This is a genomic window from Pseudomonas sp. EGD-AK9, from assembly GCF_000465935.2.
Lineage (GTDB): Bacteria > Pseudomonadota > Gammaproteobacteria > Pseudomonadales > Pseudomonadaceae > Aquipseudomonas.
On sequence record NZ_AVOF01000240.1, the window covers coordinates 1 to 17,133 of the forward strand.

Annotated in this window: 16 protein-coding genes; 8 read left to right on the plus strand and 8 right to left on the minus strand. The window is 66.2% G+C overall.

From position 1 onward, the window contains the following. Window positions 1-271 (plus strand): OB-fold nucleic acid binding domain-containing protein (locus N878_RS12125; RefSeq protein ID WP_036987778.1); only part of this gene is annotated, 271 nt, incomplete at its 5' end. Window positions 272-552: 281 nt separating this feature from the next. On the opposite strand, the gene N878_RS12130 is transcribed toward N878_RS12125, so the two are convergent. Beyond that, window positions 553-843: a hypothetical protein gene (locus N878_RS12130; RefSeq protein WP_021443918.1), complete on the minus strand. Its 291-nt coding sequence runs from the start codon at window positions 841-843 to the stop codon at window positions 553-555. A 158-nt stretch (window positions 844-1,001) separates the two neighbouring features. Here N878_RS12130 and N878_RS12135 point away from each other — a divergent pair, with 158 nt between their 5' ends. From N878_RS12135 to N878_RS12145, 3 genes are all read left to right on the plus strand, one after another. After that, the gene (locus N878_RS12135; RefSeq protein WP_021443919.1) at window positions 1,002-1,604 is read left to right on the plus strand and encodes a hypothetical protein; all 603 of its coding nucleotides are present in this window, start codon (window positions 1,002-1,004) and stop codon (window positions 1,602-1,604) included. A 144-nt stretch (window positions 1,605-1,748) separates the two neighbouring features. Continuing rightward, window positions 1,749-2,774, plus strand: a complete 1,026-nt coding sequence (locus N878_RS12140; protein ID WP_021443920.1) for a DUF5924 family protein — start codon at window positions 1,749-1,751, stop codon at window positions 2,772-2,774. A 15-nt stretch (window positions 2,775-2,789) separates the two neighbouring features. Beyond that, window positions 2,790-3,818, plus strand: a complete 1,029-nt coding sequence (locus N878_RS12145) for an RNA methyltransferase (RefSeq protein ID WP_021443921.1) — start codon at window positions 2,790-2,792, stop codon at window positions 3,816-3,818. Between the two features lie 61 nt (window positions 3,819-3,879). On the opposite strand, the gene N878_RS12150 is transcribed toward N878_RS12145, so the two are convergent. The 3 genes from N878_RS12150 to N878_RS12160 all read right to left on the minus strand — a co-directional run bounded on the left by N878_RS12150 (window position 3,880) and on the right by N878_RS12160 (window position 9,481). Next, window positions 3,880-5,286, minus strand: coding sequence for an FAD-binding oxidoreductase (locus N878_RS12150; protein ID WP_021443922.1), 1,407 nt, complete (start codon window positions 5,284-5,286; stop codon window positions 3,880-3,882). Between the two features lie 139 nt (window positions 5,287-5,425). Then, window positions 5,426-6,235: a nuclear transport factor 2 family protein gene (locus N878_RS12155; protein ID WP_021443923.1), complete on the minus strand. Its 810-nt coding sequence runs from the start codon at window positions 6,233-6,235 to the stop codon at window positions 5,426-5,428. Window positions 6,236-6,322: 87 nt separating this feature from the next. Next, entirely contained in the window at window positions 6,323-9,481 is a 3,159-nt protein-coding gene (locus N878_RS12160) for a DUF1631 family protein (RefSeq protein ID WP_021443924.1), read from the minus strand. Window positions 9,482-9,747: 266 nt separating this feature from the next. On the opposite strand from N878_RS12160, the gene N878_RS12165 reads away from it, so the two are divergent. Continuing rightward, window positions 9,748-9,975, plus strand: a complete 228-nt coding sequence (locus N878_RS12165; protein ID WP_021443925.1) for a DUF2970 domain-containing protein — start codon at window positions 9,748-9,750, stop codon at window positions 9,973-9,975. Here N878_RS12165 and N878_RS12170 read toward each other — a convergent pair whose 3' ends face one another. Continuing rightward, a complete protein-coding gene (locus tag N878_RS12170; RefSeq protein WP_021443926.1) occupies window positions 9,976-11,040 on the minus strand; it encodes an ABC transporter substrate-binding protein in 1,065 nt (354 codons plus the stop codon). 441 nt (window positions 11,041-11,481) lie between these two features. Here N878_RS12170 and N878_RS12175 point away from each other — a divergent pair, with 441 nt between their 5' ends. Together N878_RS12175 and N878_RS12180 are read left to right on the plus strand one after the other, a co-directional pair. Continuing rightward, window positions 11,482-13,140 (plus strand): nitrite/sulfite reductase, encoded by a 1,659-nt coding sequence (locus N878_RS12175; RefSeq protein WP_021443928.1) that lies wholly within the window; start codon window positions 11,482-11,484, stop codon window positions 13,138-13,140. Further along, window positions 13,124-13,621 (plus strand): DUF934 domain-containing protein, encoded by a 498-nt coding sequence (locus N878_RS12180; RefSeq protein ID WP_021443929.1) that lies wholly within the window; start codon window positions 13,124-13,126, stop codon window positions 13,619-13,621. The genes N878_RS12175 and N878_RS12180 overlap by 17 nt, the downstream gene beginning before the upstream one ends. A gap of 138 nt (window positions 13,622-13,759) precedes the next feature. Here the strand turns inward: N878_RS12180 and N878_RS12185 are convergent, their stop codons facing one another. Beyond that, entirely contained in the window at window positions 13,760-14,344 is a 585-nt protein-coding gene (locus N878_RS12185) for a TetR/AcrR family transcriptional regulator (RefSeq protein ID WP_021443930.1), read from the minus strand. A gap of 104 nt (window positions 14,345-14,448) precedes the next feature. On the opposite strand from N878_RS12185, the gene N878_RS12190 reads away from it, so the two are divergent. Beyond that, entirely contained in the window at window positions 14,449-14,886 is a 438-nt protein-coding gene (locus N878_RS12190; RefSeq protein WP_021443931.1) for a hotdog fold domain-containing protein, read from the plus strand. A 33-nt stretch (window positions 14,887-14,919) separates the two neighbouring features. Here the strand turns inward: N878_RS12190 and N878_RS12195 are convergent, their stop codons facing one another. Together N878_RS12195 and sohB are read right to left on the minus strand one after the other, a co-directional pair. Then, window positions 14,920-15,909, minus strand: a complete 990-nt coding sequence (locus N878_RS12195) for a YhdH/YhfP family quinone oxidoreductase (protein ID WP_021443932.1) — start codon at window positions 15,907-15,909, stop codon at window positions 14,920-14,922. Between the two features lie 36 nt (window positions 15,910-15,945). After that, window positions 15,946-16,965, minus strand: coding sequence for a protease SohB (sohB, locus tag N878_RS12200; RefSeq protein WP_021443933.1), 1,020 nt, complete (start codon window positions 16,963-16,965; stop codon window positions 15,946-15,948). Between the last annotated feature and the right edge of the window lie 168 nt (window positions 16,966-17,133).

Below are 17,133 nucleotides of genomic sequence, written 5' to 3' on the forward strand. Positions count from 1 at the left end.
CGTCGCCGGCCTGGTAATCGGCCGCCAGCGCCCGCAGACCGCCAGCGGAGTGATCTTCGTCACCCTGGAAGACGAGTTCGGCATGATCAACGTGGTGGTCTGGCATGACCTGGCCGAGCGCCAGCGCCGGGTGCTGCTGCAGGCGCGGCTGCTGCGCATCGACGGCCACCTGGAAAGCGCCGACGGCGTGCGCCACGTCATCGCCGGGCGCCTGGTCGACCTGAGCCCGCTGCTGACCGGGCTCGACGTGAAGAGCCGGGATTTCCACTAGGGTGTCGAGAGTCGGGCGTAACGGATCGGAGAAACGACAGCTCCAGAGCGACTTGAGCTTCACCCCCCCAAAGCCCCCACATCCACAGTAGCCAATCCCGTGGCTTATTAGCTAACGGCTAACCCCGCAGAAGCAGCTGCTGGGGCTTCTCTGGGCAGTTTTAGCGTCAGCACTATCAGCACCCACTCCGCTTATGACGGCATATACCCCGGCAAAGCTGCCGCTGTGATTGGCCAATAGCCCCGCACCATAGTTGCCGAGCATGCCGCCAGAACCTTGCATCACATTAGCGATACCAAAAAGATGGAGACGGCGATGGCGCTGGACGATGCCACCTTGGAAACGTAAGCGGGAATAAGGCCAAAAATAGGGTAGAAGGCAGTGGAGAACAGCACTGCGGCGACCAGGGGCCAATAGCCTGAGGGCTGTATCACGAATATCAGCGCAGCCATCACCACGCAGCCATACACCAGAAACATTGCCGCACGTAACCCGGTTCGGTCCGAGAGCCAGCCGACGATGACGACCAGGTCGCCCTCGTTCAGTTGTTCGCGTTGATGGATGAATTTCATGCGTGCTTCCAGTTGAATCGAGCGCGCGCCGCGGGCAGCGCCGAGACGACGGGGCGCGCCTGCCCAAGCGCTGCTAGGCTGATTTCAGCCACCGCGCCGGAGCGCGCGGCAAGCACCTTCGGCAAACGCAGCACGTCGCCTCTCGCAGGAGCCCGCCCATGAAGATATCCAGCTTCCTTGCCCCCGTTCTCGTCGCCGGCCTGCTACACGGCGGTTATAGCCAGGCCGAGGAGCAGCTCGGCGGCGAGCATGACCGCAGCGAATCCTTCGAACCGGGCAAGCCCGGCGGCGCGGTGCTCGAAACCGAGGAGGTACACGCCAAGGTCAGCGCCATCGATACCGCCACGCGCAGCTTTACCCTCACCGACGAGCAGGGGCATAGCCGCACCCTGCAGGCACCGCCGGAGATGCGCAACTTCGAGCAGCTCAGGGTCGGCGACCAGGTGCGCGCGATGATCGGCCTGGAACGCATCGTCCAGCTGCGCGAGCCGGGCGATACCAGCGAAGACGGCGCCGCCGGCATCCTGGCCACCACACCGGAAGGCAGCAAGCCGGGCCTGCTGATGGCCGAGACGCTGGAACTCACCGCGGTGATCAAGGCCATGGACAGCACCCAGCGTACCGCCACGTTGCAGTTCGCCGACGGCAGCCAGCGTACCGTCAAGGTGCGCCCCGACGTCGAGATGAAACCCGAGTACCTGGGCCGCGAACTGGTGCTGCGCATGACCTCGGCGGTGGCCGTCAGCGTCGAGGCGCAGTGATAGCTGACGGCTGAATCGGCAGGCAAGGCCGTAGCGCTGGCGCCCCGCGGCAACGGCCGTTAGCGCGGCGCAGTCACGGCCCGGGCTGGACACCCTGGGGAGCGGGCCCTAGCATGCGCGGCCACGCCGTCGTACAGCGCCGCCATGAAAATCCTGCTAGACCGCATTCCCACCCTGCTCGCCTGGGTCCGCCGCTACCCCGGCCTGGTTGCCGCCTTCGGCTTCTGCTCGGGGTTGGCCAGCTTCCTGCTGGTCGAGCGCCAGGCCAATCTGGCCAAGGTGCTCGGCGTGGTGCTGCTGGCCAGCTGGTTGTGGCTGATGCTGGAAAACCTGCTGCGCGAGCACATCGCCCGGCGTTTCGGCTTCGAGCTGCCGATCCCGCTGCTGCGCTATGCGACGCAGATGATCCACCAGGAAAGCCTGTTCTTCGTCCTGCCGTTCTTCTTCATCACCACCACCTGGAACAGCGGCCAGTTGCTGTTCAGCGGCCTGCTCGCCGTCGCCGCGCTGATATCCATTACCGACCCGCTCTACTACCGCTGGCTGGCGGGCCGGCGCTGGCTGTTGCTGATGTTCCACAGCCTGGCCCTGTTCGCGGTGATGCTGACCGCGCTGCCGATCATCTTCCACCTCAGCACCCCGCAGAGCTACCGCGTCGCCCTGGTCCTGACCACGCTACTGACGCTGCCGAGCCTGCCCGGGCTGATCGGCTTCGTCGGCTGGCGCCGCGTCGTGGCCCTGGCCGCACTGCCGCTGATCCTCGGCGCAGGCGGCTGGCTGGCACGCACCTGGGTGCCGCCGGCCACGCTCTGGCTGAACGACGTGGCGGTGACCACCGAGTTCGACGGCGCGCAGCGCTCGCCGGGGCGCTCGATCGAACGCATCAGCCCGGCCCAGCTGAGCGCCGGCGGGCTCTACGCCTACACCGCGATCAACGCGCCGCGCGGGCTGAACGAACGCATCTACCATGTCTGGCGCCACGACGGCCGCGAGGTCGACCGCATCGCCCTGGATATCCAGGGCGGGCGCAAGGAGGGCTACCGCGCCTGGAGCCACAAGCAGAACTTCCCCGCCGAGGCCCAGGGCCGCTGGCAGGTGCAGGTGCTTACCGAGGCCGGGCAGCTGATCGGCGTGCTGCGCTTCGACGTGGCCGACGCCCCCGGCACCTGATAGCATCCGCGCCCCATGCAGCTCGCCGATCTCACTCAACGCCTCGCCGCCCTTGGCGCCAAACCCCAGCACATCGGGCGGATCACCCGTGCCTGGCTGCAGGGCAAGACGCTGGACACCGGCACCAAGCACCAGAAGACCGAGAATTTCCTGCCGCTGTCCGTACGCCAGGGCCTGCCGGCGCTTGCCGCCGACCTCGATAAGCTGGCCCGACTGCGCTCCGAGCATCCCGGCGCCGACGGCTCGGTGCGCCTGCTGGTGGAGCTGGCCGACCAGCAGATGGTGGAAAGCGTGCTGCTGCCGCGCGATGGCCTGTGCATCTCCAGCCAGGTCGGCTGCGCGGTCGGCTGCGTGTTCTGCATGACCGGCAAGAGTGGCCTGCTGCGCCAGCTCAGCAGCGCCGAGATGGTCGCCCAGGTTGCCCTCGGCCGGCGCTTTCGCCCGGTGAAGAAGGTGGTGTTCATGGGCATGGGCGAGCCGGCGCACAACCTCGACAACGTGCTCGAGGCCATCGACCTGCTCGGCACCGAGGGCGGCATCGGCCACAAGAACCTGGTGTTCTCCACGGTGGGCGACCCGCGGGTGTTCGAGCGTCTGCCGCAGCAACGCGTGCGCCCTGCCCTGGCGCTGTCGCTGCACACCACCGACGCCGAGCTGCGCCAGCGCCTGCTGCCCAAGGCGCCGCGCATCGATCCCGAGCAGTTGATGGAATTGGGCGAGGCCTACGCCCGCTGCATCGACTACCCGATCCAGTACCAGTGGACCCTGCTCAAGGGCATCAACGACAGCCAGGAGGAAATGGACAACATCCTGCGCCTGTTCAAGGGCAAGTTCGCCGTGCTCAACCTGATTCCCTACAACAGCCTGGAAGCCGACGACTACCAGCGCCCGGACGGCGAGCGCATCGTGCAGATGGTGCGCTACTTGCACAGCCGCGGCGTGCTGACCAAGGTGCGCAACTCGGCCGGCCAGGATATCGACGGCGGCTGCGGCCAGCTGCGCGCCCGCGCCAGCGAGCTGATCCCGCTGCGCCGGGTTCGCTGACCCCGCCCGCAGGGTGTCGCCGGGCCGCCTAGGCCGTGCGCACCAGCAATCGAAGCCCTCCTTAACTCATCAGACGTTCCATGCGCTCGGCCACGGCCTGCGCCAGACGCCGGTGCCAGGCCGGGCTGTGCGGATTGGCCAGCACCCGATCCTCGTGGACGAAGCTGCGGATGATGGCGTTATAGCCGAGCCAGCGGCACGGCTCGGGCTCCCAACGGCGCAAGCGGGAAATCTGGCTGTCGGGTAGCACCCAGGGCTGGCGCAGCAGTTCGCTGTCGCGACCGAGGATGAGGTCGGCCAGGGTGCGCCCGCCCAGGTTGCTGGCGCCGACGCCCTCGCCGCCGTAGCCGCCGGCCAGGGCGATGCGCTGCTTCAGGTCGCGCAGCATATGCGGCTGGAAGCGCCGCGCCATGCCCAGATTGCCGCCCCAGGCGTGGCTGAAACGCACCGTGCGCAGCTGCGGGAACAGCTCGCCCAGCAGGTAGCGACGCAGATTGCGTTCGTCCTCGGTCAGGTTGAAGTCGCGGCGCAGGCGGCCACCGAAGCGATAGCCACCGCGCGCGCCGAACACCAGGCGGTCGTCGCGACTGCGCTGGCCGTAAGTGACCTGGCGACTGAACTCGCTGAAGGCCTGGCCGCGCTGCAAGCCGATGTCGGCCCAGACCTCCGCCGGTAGCGGCTCGGTGGCAATGATCAGGCTCTGCACCGGCAACTGATGCCGGCCCAGCGGCGGCAAGCCGGCGGCGTATCCCTCGATGGCCGGCACCACCCAGTCGGCACGCACGCTGCCTTGCGCGGTGCGCACCAGACCGGGCTGCCAGTCGATCACCGCACTGCGTTCGTAGAGCTGGACGCCGAGCGCCTCGACGCAGCGTGCCAGGCCGCGCACCAGCTTGGCCGGATCGATGGTGGCGCAGTGCGGGCTGTACAGCGCGCCGTAGGCGTTGGCCAGGCGCAGTTGCTCGGCCAGCTCGCTCGGCACCAGCCAGCGGTAGTCGTCCTCGCCCAGGCCGAGCGCGCGCAGGCCGTCGAGGTACTCGCGCAGGCGTACTTCCTGCTCGGGATAGCGCGCCGCGCAGTAGAGCACCCCGCCCTGGCGCAGGTCGCAGTCGATGCCCTCGCGGGCCACCACCTGCGCCACCTCGTCGGGAATGCCATGCAACAGATCGAAGGAAGCTTTGCGTTCGGCGGCAGGCAGGCCCGCCAGCAGGCGATCCTCGCCGAGCAGGTTACCCATCAACCAGCCGCCGTTGCGCCCGGAGGCGCCGAAGCCGGCGGTCTCGGCCTCCACTATCGCCACGCGCAGCTGCGGCGCCTGGCGCTTGAGGTAATAGGCGGTCCACAGCCCGGTATAGCCGGCGCCGATGATCGCCACGTCCGCCTGCAGATCGGCCTGCAGGCGGGGTCGCGCCTGCAGCGGATCGTCGATTCGATCCATCCACAGACTGATGTTGCGCCAGGGATTCATCCACGCCTCCGTCATCGATCGATGCCCCAAGGCTAGCGGCACGGCTCAGTAGCTGTCTTGCGTGCGGACCCGCGCGGAAATCTGCTAAAGAACCCGCCTAGAATCTGCTGCGCGTCGGCCATGCTGCGTTAAAAACGGGCTATAGATCGCCAGATCCTGGACGGGCTCTAAGATAGGCCTTCGGCGACAGCCCGGTATGCCGCTTGAAGCAGCTGTAGAAGGCCGACAGCGAGTTGAAAACGGCGGCGAAGGCCAGCTCGTCGATGCGCTTGAGGTCGCTGCCCGCCTCCAGACCGGCGAGCATGTGCTGCAGGCGGGCGCGACTGACGTAGCGGTAGAAGCTCTCGCCGAGTACCTGGTTGAGCAGATGGGAGATCTGGTTGCGGCTGTAGCCGGTGGCCGCCGCCACCTGCTGCAGGTTCAGCTCGGGATCGAGAAAGGCTTTGCTGCGCTGGAAATAGTCCTGCAGATCCTGCGCCAGCTGGCCGAGCTGACGGGGCGACAGACCCAGCCGGCTGATCGCTGGGCGCGCACCGACCGGCTGGTCGGCAGGGTTCGCCTCGCGCACCAGGGTGGCGTACTCGTTGATGCGCCAGATCAGCCCGTCGCGCACGGTGATCGCCTCGCCGGTGCGGAACGACACCAATCCCGCACCGCCCTGCAGGCTGGTGCGGTACTGGATGAAGGCGGTGTGGCCATCGATGCGGATGCGGTCGAGATGCTCCAGCACCTCGCCGGGGTGGCGCGGCAGGTTGCTTTCAACATAGCCGCGCAGCTCGGCTAGGCGCATGCAGCGCTGCTGGTAGAAGTCGTTGTACTCCACGTCCGGGTGGTACAGCGCCAGCACCGCCTCCAGGTCGCGCTGCTTCCAGCTCAGGTGATAGCGCAGGACAGTCTCGCGGGTGCGCGCGGTCTGCGCGGCGTCGTCAGGGAAATTGTCGTCGAACATGGCGGGCATCGTTTCAGGGGCGCCGTGCAGCTTGCCCGATTCGCCCCTGCCAGCCTAGAGAGCGATTCCAGGGGCCCCTCGCGCGGGTCACGGCGCCTTCATCTCGAGCCAGTCCTCCAGGCGCACCGGCTTGTGCACGGCGAAGCCCTGCACGTAATCCACGCCCATTTCCAACAGGCGTGCGCGAATGGTGGGGGTTTCGACATACTCGGCGATGGTCTGACGCCCCAGGGCATGAGCGATTTCGTTGATCGAGCGAACCATGGCCAAGTCGCTGGGCGAGCGCTCGATCTCCTTGACGAAGCTGCCGTCGATCTTTACGTAGTCCACCGGCAGGCGCTTGAGGTACTCGTAGGAGGAGAAACCAACGCCGAAATCGTCGATGGAGAAGCTGCAACCTGCGCTCTGCAAATGGCGCACCAGATCGGCGGTCTTGGCCAGATTGGCCACCGCCGTGGTCTCCGTTAACTCGAAACAGATGCGCCGCGGATCCACTGCATAGCGTTCGAACAGGCTCTCGATGAACCCCAGCAGCTTGTCGTCGCTCAGACTGCTGCCGGACAGGTTGATGGACATGCCGCTGCAGCGCTCCCACAACTGCGGATGACGTTCCAGTTCGCTGAAGATGCGCCGCAGCACCCAGCGATCCACCTTGCTCATGCGGTGGTAGCGTTCGGCGGCGGCGATGAAATCTTGCAGCAGCAATTCGTTCTGCATCACCAACAGCAACTCGAAATGCGGCAACTCGTTGGCGTCTTCGGCGGTCGGTGCGATCTGCTGGACGCGCAGCGCCAGCTCCTCGCGCTCGACTATGTCGTCGACCCGCGCGGCAATGGCCTGCAGCCCGGTGCGCACCTCGTCGTGAGCCACGCTGAAGCGGTGCACGCGGTTGCGTCCGGCCTCCTTGGCGCTGTTGCAGGCGGTCTGCAGGTCGCAGAACAGGTTGGCCACATCATGGCGCTCGGCTGCCTCGACCACGCCGATGCTGAGGGTGATACCGTGACGGTGATCGGCCCAGACGAATCCGCTGCTCTCCGCCTCCAAGCGAACCTGTTCGGCCAGCGCCATGGCCTCGGCCTCGCCGCAACCGGGCAGCACCGCGGCGAAATCCACCCCACCGATACGCGCCACGCAACTGGCAGCGGCGAGCCGATGGCGCAGCTGACCGGCCACCTGGCGCAAGCAGGCATCGCCGGCCACCGGCCCGGCGAGGTTGTTGAGCAGGCTGAACTGGTCGATATGCACCATGATGAAGGAAGGCCGCGCCCCTTCGGCCAGACTCTGCGCCACCAGGCCCTCGAAAATCCTTCGATTGTACAATCCGGTCAGCTCGTCGTGGCTGCGCGCATGGGCCACCTCGCGATACAGCCGCCCGACCATGTCCTGCATGCTCTGCTGGACCAGGCTCTGCGGTTCGCCGGCAACGTCGCCGATCAGTAGCGAACCCTCGGCCAGCCGGCCCGCCAGTTCGGCGGCGTGAAAACTGCCGATCTCGCGCCCCTGGGCATTGGCCAGCACATAGTGATCCAGGTCACGGTTGTCCCAAACCAGTTGCAGCGGCTGGCCGTCGCGGTCGTGCAACCAGTCGCCCTCTTGCAAGGCTTCGAGCCGCTCGTACCATCGCTGCAGCGCCTCGGGAATCGGCGGCGGCAACGGCAGCGGCGGCGTTGCGACGAAGTGCACCGGCTCCTCGCCGAGCAATTCGGCGCGCAAGCGCGCGAGCACCGCTCCCTGCTGGTAGAAGCCGGGACTGAACTCCTCCATGCGCCGGCGCAGTATCTGTAGCTGATGGTCCACGTCATAGACCCGCGCCACCTGGTCACCGTGGCTGCCGCTCTGCCCCTGCAGCTGCAACTGCCTGCAAAGCATGCTGGTCAGCGACAGGTCCAGCCGCCAGTGGTAGTTGTCCCTACCCAGGCGGATCAGGCCGTGGACCAGCAACTCGCGCCAGCCAACCGCGAGCCAGTCGAGAAAGGACTGCGCCACCCGCTCACCGCTCATCCGTGCCAACGCGGCAGCCACCTCGCGCTGGGCCAGCTCCAGGGTGTCGCGCCCCTTGTGCAGCTGTTTGAGTCGCTCGACGTTTTGCCGACAGGCGCGCTGCTGCAGTTTGAGCAGCTCGTCCAGTTCACTATCGCAGGCGGCGAAGGCGTCGTTGTCGCCCTGGTAGTCGTTGAGGATGCGGTCGATCAGCTCCTGCAGGCGCTGTTCCAGTGCCTTGTTCGGCAGCTCGCTGTTATGGGCCAGGTGCAGCAGGCGATCCAGGGTCGCGCGTACCGGATGGGCGCTGTCGGAGATGGCTGCCGGCTCCCTGAGGGTGGCCTGCAACACCGGCAGCAGCAACTGCTCCACCGCAGGCCGGATGGTCGGAACCAGCTGTTCGCCCTGGACTATGTACTGAAACAGTTCGCTGACCAGATGGGTGTCTTCGCGCTGTCGCGCACTCAAGTGGCAAGCCTGCTGTTCGAACTGCTCGAGCAGGACCTGGGCACTCCAGCCACCGGGCGGCGCCTCGAGCCGACGCAGGTAGCCCAGCACTTCCTCGGGCACCAGTGAACTGCCCTGTTCCCGGGCCTGGGGCTCGCCCGGCGACTCCGGCGCGCACTGGCGCAGTTGGCCTATGGCCTGATAGGTTGCGCTATCCGAGGGGGCGGGTGCCGGCCCCTGGCGCCCACGCACCAGCACCTCGGGCTCCGGCAGAGGCTCGACCTGATGGCTCTGGAAGGCGTCAAGCAAGGCCTGCAGATAGGGTTTGAGCAGCACGGGCAGGACTCGCCCGGCCTCGCCGAGATACAGCGCCCGTACTGCCGCCGGCTGATGACGCAACTGCAGGTTGGTCTGCAACTCGCGCAGCAGAAATTCGAAGGCCAGCGGATGATCGGCATCGGCCACGTGGTGGCCGAGCAGGCGGTTGTAGCAACCGCAGGCGCGCCACTCCAGCGCACCCAGGGTGTCGCGTAGTACCCGCACCAAACGCCGGGCCAGGAGCATGTCCTCGACCTCGGCATCGTCGACCAGACGCCATTCGCCACGATCGTCGAACACCGCCGGTTGGGCGCCGGCCATCCGCTGGATGCCTTGACCGATGGTCTGGCAGGTGGAACGCAGCACGCGCTCGCCCTGGCCGTGGCAGAAGCGCAGGAATTCGTCGCAGGCCTGCGCCTCGCGATTGGAGAAGGCGCGCATACGCTGCTCGATCAGGGCATGCTCCAGGCCCTTGAGCAATTCACGCAGGATAACCGGCAAACGGCCCCGCACCTGGGCGATAAGTGCATCGCGAAGTGGTACGGGTAGCAAACTGGACATCCGTGTTGCGCTCCTACCAAACAGCATTCTAGCATGACTATAGCCGGTCTTGCCGCCGCGAGAACTCCCGCCATCAGAATCATGCCACCAAATAGCCATCCTTATGCATAGGGTGCACGCCGCCGGCAATGAGCAGAAACGCACGTCCTGACCAGGACCTCGGTCTGCAGCTCGACTAGGCTAATTGATATAAGAGGGGATTGAACATGAACGAACCGGACAAACCACCGCCGCCACCGCCACTGACGTTCTGGGAAATGCTGCAGAGCGTGCTGGCCGCCGCCTTCGGGGTGCAGAGCGGGAAGAATCGCAGCCGCGACTTCAGCCGCGGTAAACCCAGCCACTTCATCCTCCTCGGGCTGCTGTTCACCGGGCTGTTCGTGCTGGTGCTGCTGGCCCTGGTGAAACTGGTGCTGCACCTGGCGGTCGGCTGATCAGCGCAGCAGGCTGTCGATGGAGCAGGCGTAACGGCTCATCTGCGGCTGGTGAGTGGCACTGAACTGGCGGAAGTCCAGGTCGAGGTCGCCCTGTTCGAGGCGCCGCATCAGGCGCCCGGCAGCTTCGTCATCGACCAGGCGCAGCAGGCTGGCCACCTGATCCTTGCCGCCGCGCGCGGCGAAATCCAGCCCCTTGGCGTGGTCGTGGAGCATCACCAGGGCACAGGCGCCGAGCAGGAAATGTCCGCTGGCCAACACCTCGATGCGCCCGTCGACGCGCGCCTGCAGCACCCGCGCGGAATTGTTCAACGCCGCGTAGCGCAGCTGCCTCCCCTGCTCGGCGGCCGCCTGCATCACGCCGAAGGCCATCTCGTCGTTGGCCGACCACACCAGGCTCAGCTGCGGGTAGCGCGGCAACAGGGCCAGCGACTGCTCGTAGGCGCGCTGCTGGCGCCACTCGCCGTACAGCACCTGCTGCAGGCGGACATGCGGCGCCTCGGCCAGGGCTCGCTGCAGGCCGACGATGCGCAGGGTCGCCGAGGGCGTCTGCTTGATGCCGGTGAACGCCAGCATCTGCGCCGGCTCACCGCCGGCCAGGGCGATCAGCGCCCGCCCCATCAGATAACCGGCTTCCTCGTCGTTGGGCACCAGACTGCCCAGCCAGTGGCGATAGCGCTCGCGGCTGCCGCCGACCAGCGCCTGCTGCTCTGGCGTCAGGGTGCTGTGCAGGGCGAACAGACGCACCTGGGTGCCGTCGAACAGGCGCAGGATCTCCGGGCCGGTGAACTGCTCGTTGACGAAGATCAGGTAGTCGGGCAACTCGCCCCGCTCCAGGACCTCATGAGCGTTGCGCAGAATGCGTGCGGTATCGCGCTCGCCGTAGATCACCCGCAGGTCGATGCCCAGATCGCCAGCGGCGTCCTGCATATAGTGCGAATAATCGGCCCAGAACGGCTCGGCGGCATGGCCGGGGTTGAGAAACACCACGGAAAGCGGTCGCCCCTGCGCCTCGGCAACGCACCAGCCCAACATGGCCAACAGCCCCAGCACCCACCTGATCACGACGCCCCTCCCAATAACCGGGCGCAGTATAAGGGCATAAGCGCAAAAAGGCCGACCGCGGTGGCGGGTCGGCCTGTATGCCGGCGCGGGTGCTACTGACCGCTGACCCAGAACACCGCCGTGGCCACGGCAATCAGGATCAGGCTGAAGATGGCCCAGGCGTCGACGCGGCTGTCGGTTTTTTCCATTTCGCTATGGTCGTGCATGACTCCCCCTTGTTCTTGTGCTTATGGGTGACACGCCCTGCAGTTAAGACCAGCCCGAGCCAGGGCTCAAGCCCTCAGGTTATGTTCCGTCGCGCTCTTATTGCTCAAAGTTCTGTTTATATACTCAAACATCACTTTTACGCATAAAGCTGAGCTGGTATCGTGCCCCGGCTCCGTGGGGAGTGCGCGGCCGTGCGCGCTGATTGGCAGTAGTAGCCTGACAACAGGACCCTTCATGTACGTATATGACCAGTACGATCAGAAGATCGTCGAGGATCGCGTCAAGCAGTTCCGCGATCAAACCCGCCGCTACCTCTCCGGAGAGCTGAGCGGCGAGGAATTCCGCCCGCTGCGCCTGCAGAACGGTCTGTATATCCAGCGTTTCGCGCCCATGCTGCGCATCGCCGTGCCCTACGGCCTGATGTCCTCGGCACAGGTGCGCATGATGGCCAAGATCGCTCGCGACTACGACAAGGGTTACGCGCACATCAGCACCCGGCAGAACGTGCAGTTCAACTGGCCGGACCTGGAAGACGTGCCGGAGATTCTCGCCGAGCTGGCCACCGTGCAGATGCACGCGATCCAGACCAGCGGCAACTGCATCCGCAACACCACCACCGATCAGTTCGCCGGCGTGGCCAAGGACGAGATCGTCGATCCGCGGCCCTGGTGCGAGATCATCCGACAGTGGTCGACCTTCCACCCCGAGTTCAGCCACCTGCCGCGCAAGTTCAAGATCGCCGTCAACGGCGCCGTCAGCGACCGCGCCGCCATCGAGGTGCATGACATCGGCCTGGAAGCGGTGAAGAACGCAGCCGGCGAGCTGGGCTTCCGCGTTTCCGTCGGCGGCGGCCTGGGCCGTACCCCGATCGTCGGCAGCTTCATCAACGAATTCCTGCCCTGGCAGCACCTGATCAGCTATCTCGACGCCATCCTGCGCGTGTACAACCGCTACGGCCGTCGCGACAACAAGTACAAGGCGCGCATCAAGATCCTGGTCAAGGCGCTGACCCCCGAGGTATTCGCCGAGCGGGTGAACGCCGAATGGGCGCACCTCAAGGATGGCCCGAGCACCCTGACCGACGCCGAAGTGGCGCGCGTTGCCGGCCACTTCGTCGACCCGGCCTATCAGGCCCTGAACGACGAAGACGCCCTGCTCGCCCAGCAGGACGCCGAGCACCCGGGCTTCGCCCGCTGGCGCCAGCGCAACACCTTCGCCCACAAGAAGCCCGGCTACGTCGCCGTGACCCTGTCGCTCAAGCCCACCGGCACCGCGCCGGGTGACGTCACCGACAAGCAGCTCGATGCCATCGCCGACCTCGCCGATCGCTACGCCTTCGGTGAAGTGCGCAACAGCCACAACCAGAACATCATCCTCGCCGACGTCGAACAGCGTCAGCTGCTGACCCTGTGGGGCGAGCTGCGCGAGCAAGGCTTCGCCACGCCGAACGTGGGCCTGCTGACCGACATCATCTGCTGCCCGGGTGGCGATTTCTGCTCGCTGGCCAACGCCAAGTCGATCCCGGTGGCCGAAGCCATTCAGCGTCGCTTCGACGATCTGGACTACCTGTTCGACATCGGCGACATCGACCTGAACATCTCCGGCTGCATGAACGCCTGCGGTCACCACCATGTCGGCCATATCGGCATCCTTGGCGTGGACAAGAAAGGCCAGGAGTTCTACCAGGTCTCGCTGGGTGGCAGCGCCGGCCGCGAAGCCAGTCTGGCGCAGATTCTCGGCCCATCCTTCGCTCAGGACGACATGCCGGACGTGATCGACAAGATCATCAAGGTCTACGTCGAGCAACGCACCGAAGAAGAAAGCTTCCTCGATACCTACCGCCGCATCGGTATCGACCCGTTCAAGGAGCGCGTCTATGCAGCGAATCATTAAGAACGGCCAGGTGATCGACGAAACCTGGCACCTGCTGGCCAAGGACGTGACGCTCGACGCCATCCCCAACTGCGACGACATCATCGTTCCGCTGGCGCTGTGGCGCGAGCACGCCCATGCGCTGAAGGCCCGCGATGGCGGCCTGGGCGTGTGGCTGGAAGCCGGCGACGAAGTCGAGGAAATCGCCGACGATCTCGCGCATTTCCAGGTGATCGCCCTGGATTTCCCGGCCTTCACCGACGGTCGCCATTCCTCCAGCGCCTACCTGCTGCGCACTCGCTACGGCTACACAGGCGAAGTGCGCGCGATCGGCGACGTGCTGCGCGACCAGCTGTTCGCCCTGCGCCGCGTCGGCTTCGATGCCTTCGCCCTGCGCGCGGACAAGGACCCGTACGACGCGCTCAAGGCCTTCGAGGACTACAGCGAGGTCTACCAGGCCTCGGCCGACCAGCCACAACCGCTGTTCCGCCGCCGCGCCTGATCGCCGCCGCTTGTACGCAAAAGCCCCGCTATTGGCGGGGCTTTTGCGTTTGATGTGGCGCAGCTGCGCTCCGCGAATGCGCGACGGCGCCCCCCCGAATTACGGCCGGGCTACCAGCAAGATCCTGCTTCCCTGCGCCTAGGAGCTCGCCCGCACGGACTCCCAGGCGATCTGCGCCAGGAGTTCGCGACAGGCCCCCAGCTCGCTCTGGCTACGGCCGGCCAACCAGTTGCGGGCCAGATCCTGGCTCGGGCCGATCACCACCGCGGCGAAGCAGTCGTCGGCCATGGCCCTGAACAGCCCCTGCTGGCGGTACTCGGCCAGTGCCGCGAGAATCCGCGCGAAATGCAGGCGATTGGCCTCGCGCAGCGCCTCGCCCATTTCCCCTGCCTCGACCCGACCGCGACTGTGCAGGATGAAGCGCGCCCAGTCCGGATTGGCCACCACCCAATCGATATAGCTGGTCACCAGCAGCTTCACGCAGGCCTCGGCGCTGCCTGCCTTGGCGAAGCCGTGCTCGAGCCGTTCGGCGTACTGCGCGGTGCCGGCCAGGTACAAGGCACCGATGATGCGCTCCTTGTTGCCGAAGTGGTGATACAGGCTGCCGATGCTGGCGCCGGAACGGTCGCGGATCATCTCGATGGTGGTGGCATCGACGCCCTGCTCGGTGAAACAGGCCAGCGCGGCCTGGAGAATCTCGTCTTTACGCGATGGACGGGCCATGCCACTCCCTGATGACTAGAATATTTTTCTAGAATTATTTTCTAACGTTCGTATACTGCCCTGGCGCGCGCTCATCTTCAATCGCAAACCCGCAGGAGACAGTCATGAGTCAGATGTTGCAGATGTTCCAGCAAGCCGGCCCGGCGCAGTTCAGCGCACTGATCGGCCAGGTCGCCCCCTACTTCGCCAGCATCGCCCCGCAGATGGTCGAGCTGCGCCCCGGCTATGCCGAGCTGACCTTCCCCAAGCGTCGCGAGGTGCTCAACCATATCGGCACGGTGCACGCCATCGCCCTGTGCAACGCCGCCGAGCTGGCCGCCGGCAGCATGACCGACGCCTCGATCCCGGCCGGCTGTCGCTGGATTCCCAAGGGCATGACGGTGGAGTACCTGGCCAAGGCCGACGGCGATATCCGCGCCGTGGCCGACGGCAGTGCGCTGGACTGGAGCCAGCTCGGCGACATCAAGGTGCCGGTGCTGGCCTATGTCGGCGACAAGCCGGTGTTTCGCGCGGAAATCACCATGTACGTCAGCCGGGCGTGAAACGCAGAGGTCCGTCGAAGGCGGGCCTCTCGCTCAATCCAGCCGCACCAGCACGCGGCCGACCATGCCGCCGGCGAGTATCCGCTCGATGGCCGCCGGCAACTCTTGCAGGGCGACTTCCTGACACAACGCCGAGAGATCGAGCTTCCACTGCAGCGACAGCTTGTCCCACATCGACGCCTTGACCACCAGCGGCAGCTCCACCGAATCCACGCCAAGCAGGTTCACCCCGCGCAGGATGAACGGCAGCACGCTGGCCTGGAAGCCGACGCCGGCGGTCAGCCCGCAGCACGCCACGCTACCGCTATGACGCAGGGACTTGACCACATTGAACAGGATGTCGCCGCCCACGGTGTCCACCGCCGCCGCCCAGCGCTCCTTGAGCAACGGCCGCTCAACCCCCTGCAGCAGCTCTTCGCGGCTGACGATCTCGTCGGCGCCGAGACCACGCAGGAATTCGCCCTGCTCGGCCTTGCCGGTGGCGGCCGCGACCCGGTAGCCCAGCGCCTTCAACAGCACCACGGCGATACTGCCGACGCCGCCGGTGGCGCCGGTAACCAGCGCGGTGCCGGCCTCGGGGGTGACGCCGGCCTGCTCCAGCTTGTCCACGCACAGCGCGGCGGTGAGGCCGGCGGTGCCGAGGATCATCGCCTCGCGCAGGGACAGGCCCTGCGGACGCTTGATCGCCCAGGCCGCCGGTACGCGAATGTACTGGCCGAAACCGCCGGCGGTGTTCATGCCCAGGTCGTAACCGGTGACTATCACCTCGTCGCCGGGGGCGAACTCGGCGACGGCGGACGCCTCCACCACGCCGGCAGCGTCGATGCCCGGCGTGTGCGGATAGGCTTTGGTGACGCCACGGTTGCCGCTGGCCGACAGCGCGTCCTTGTAATTGAGCGAGGAATAGCGCACGCGGATCAGCAGCTCGCCAGCGGGCAGCTCCTCGATCCGCCGCGCCACCACCTGGCGTTGAAAACCGCCATCGGCGCCTTCGCTGACCAGCAAGGCCTTGAATTCAGTCATCACCTTCTCCTCTTGTCGTTGTTCGGTGGCGCGCTCTTACCAGAAGCGCTGCTGATTGAGTCTGCTCAGCCAGGTCAGCACGAAGCGGTCCAGGGCCATGCTGGCAGCCAGCCCCACGCGCTCCTGCAGGCTCTTCTTGTGGGCGAAATGCAGGTGGAACAGCTCGGCCTCGGCAGCGCGCTCGGCCAGGTATTGGTCGCTGGTCTTCAGTTCGTCCACCAGCAGGCGCTCCTGGGCGGACAGGCCCAGCCAGACCTCGCCGGTGGCGATGGCGTCGATATCCAGTTGCGGGCGGTAACGGGCGACGAAGCCCTTGAACAGCTCGTGGGTGGTTTCCAGGTCTTCCTGGAACTTCTCCCGGCCTTTTTCGGTGTTCTCGCCGAATACGGTCAGGGTGCGCTTGTACTCGCCGGCGGTGAGCACCTCGAAATCGATGTCGTGCTTCTTCAGCAGGCGATGCACATTGGGCAGCTGCGCCACCACGCCGATGGAACCGAGGATGGCGAACGGCGCGGCGAGAATCTTCTGGCCGATGCAGGCCATCATATAGCCGCCGCTGGCCGCCACCTTGTCGACGCAGACGGTGAGCGGGATGCCGGCCTCGCGAATGCGCACCAGCTGCGAGGAAGCCAGGCCATAGCTGTGCACCATGCCGCCGCCGCTTTCCAGGCGCAGCACCACCTCGTCCGAGGCCTTGGCCAGCGACAGCAGCGCGGTCACCTCATGGCGCAGGTGATCGGTGGCCGAGGCCTTGATATCGCCGTCGAAGTCCAGCACGAACACCCGCGGCTTGCTTGGCGGGTGCTTCTTCTCCCGTTTGGCCGCCTTGGCCTCGGCCTTGCGCGCGGCCTTGAGCTGGTCCTTGTGCAGCACGCTGTGCTCCAGGCGCTCGCGCAGATCCTTGTAGAAGTCGTTGAGCTTGTGCACCTGCAACTGGCCGCTGCTGCGCCGGCCCTTGCCGCGCGTAGCGGCGACCGCCGCCAGCACCAGGACGATGGCGACCACCAGGGTCAGGGTTTTCGCCAGAAAGCCGACGTACTCGCTAAGAAACTCCACAGATCCCCCTTGGACAATGCGGCGGCGCCGAGGCGCGCAAAGGCTCAAGCATACCGGCGCCATCGGCCGGCGGCCAAGCGCGACGAAGGTCGACGGGCACCGCACAGCGGATTCAAACAAGCGTATGTTTTTTCGTTGACAGCCCCCGAGCTTCCTCATACCCTCGCG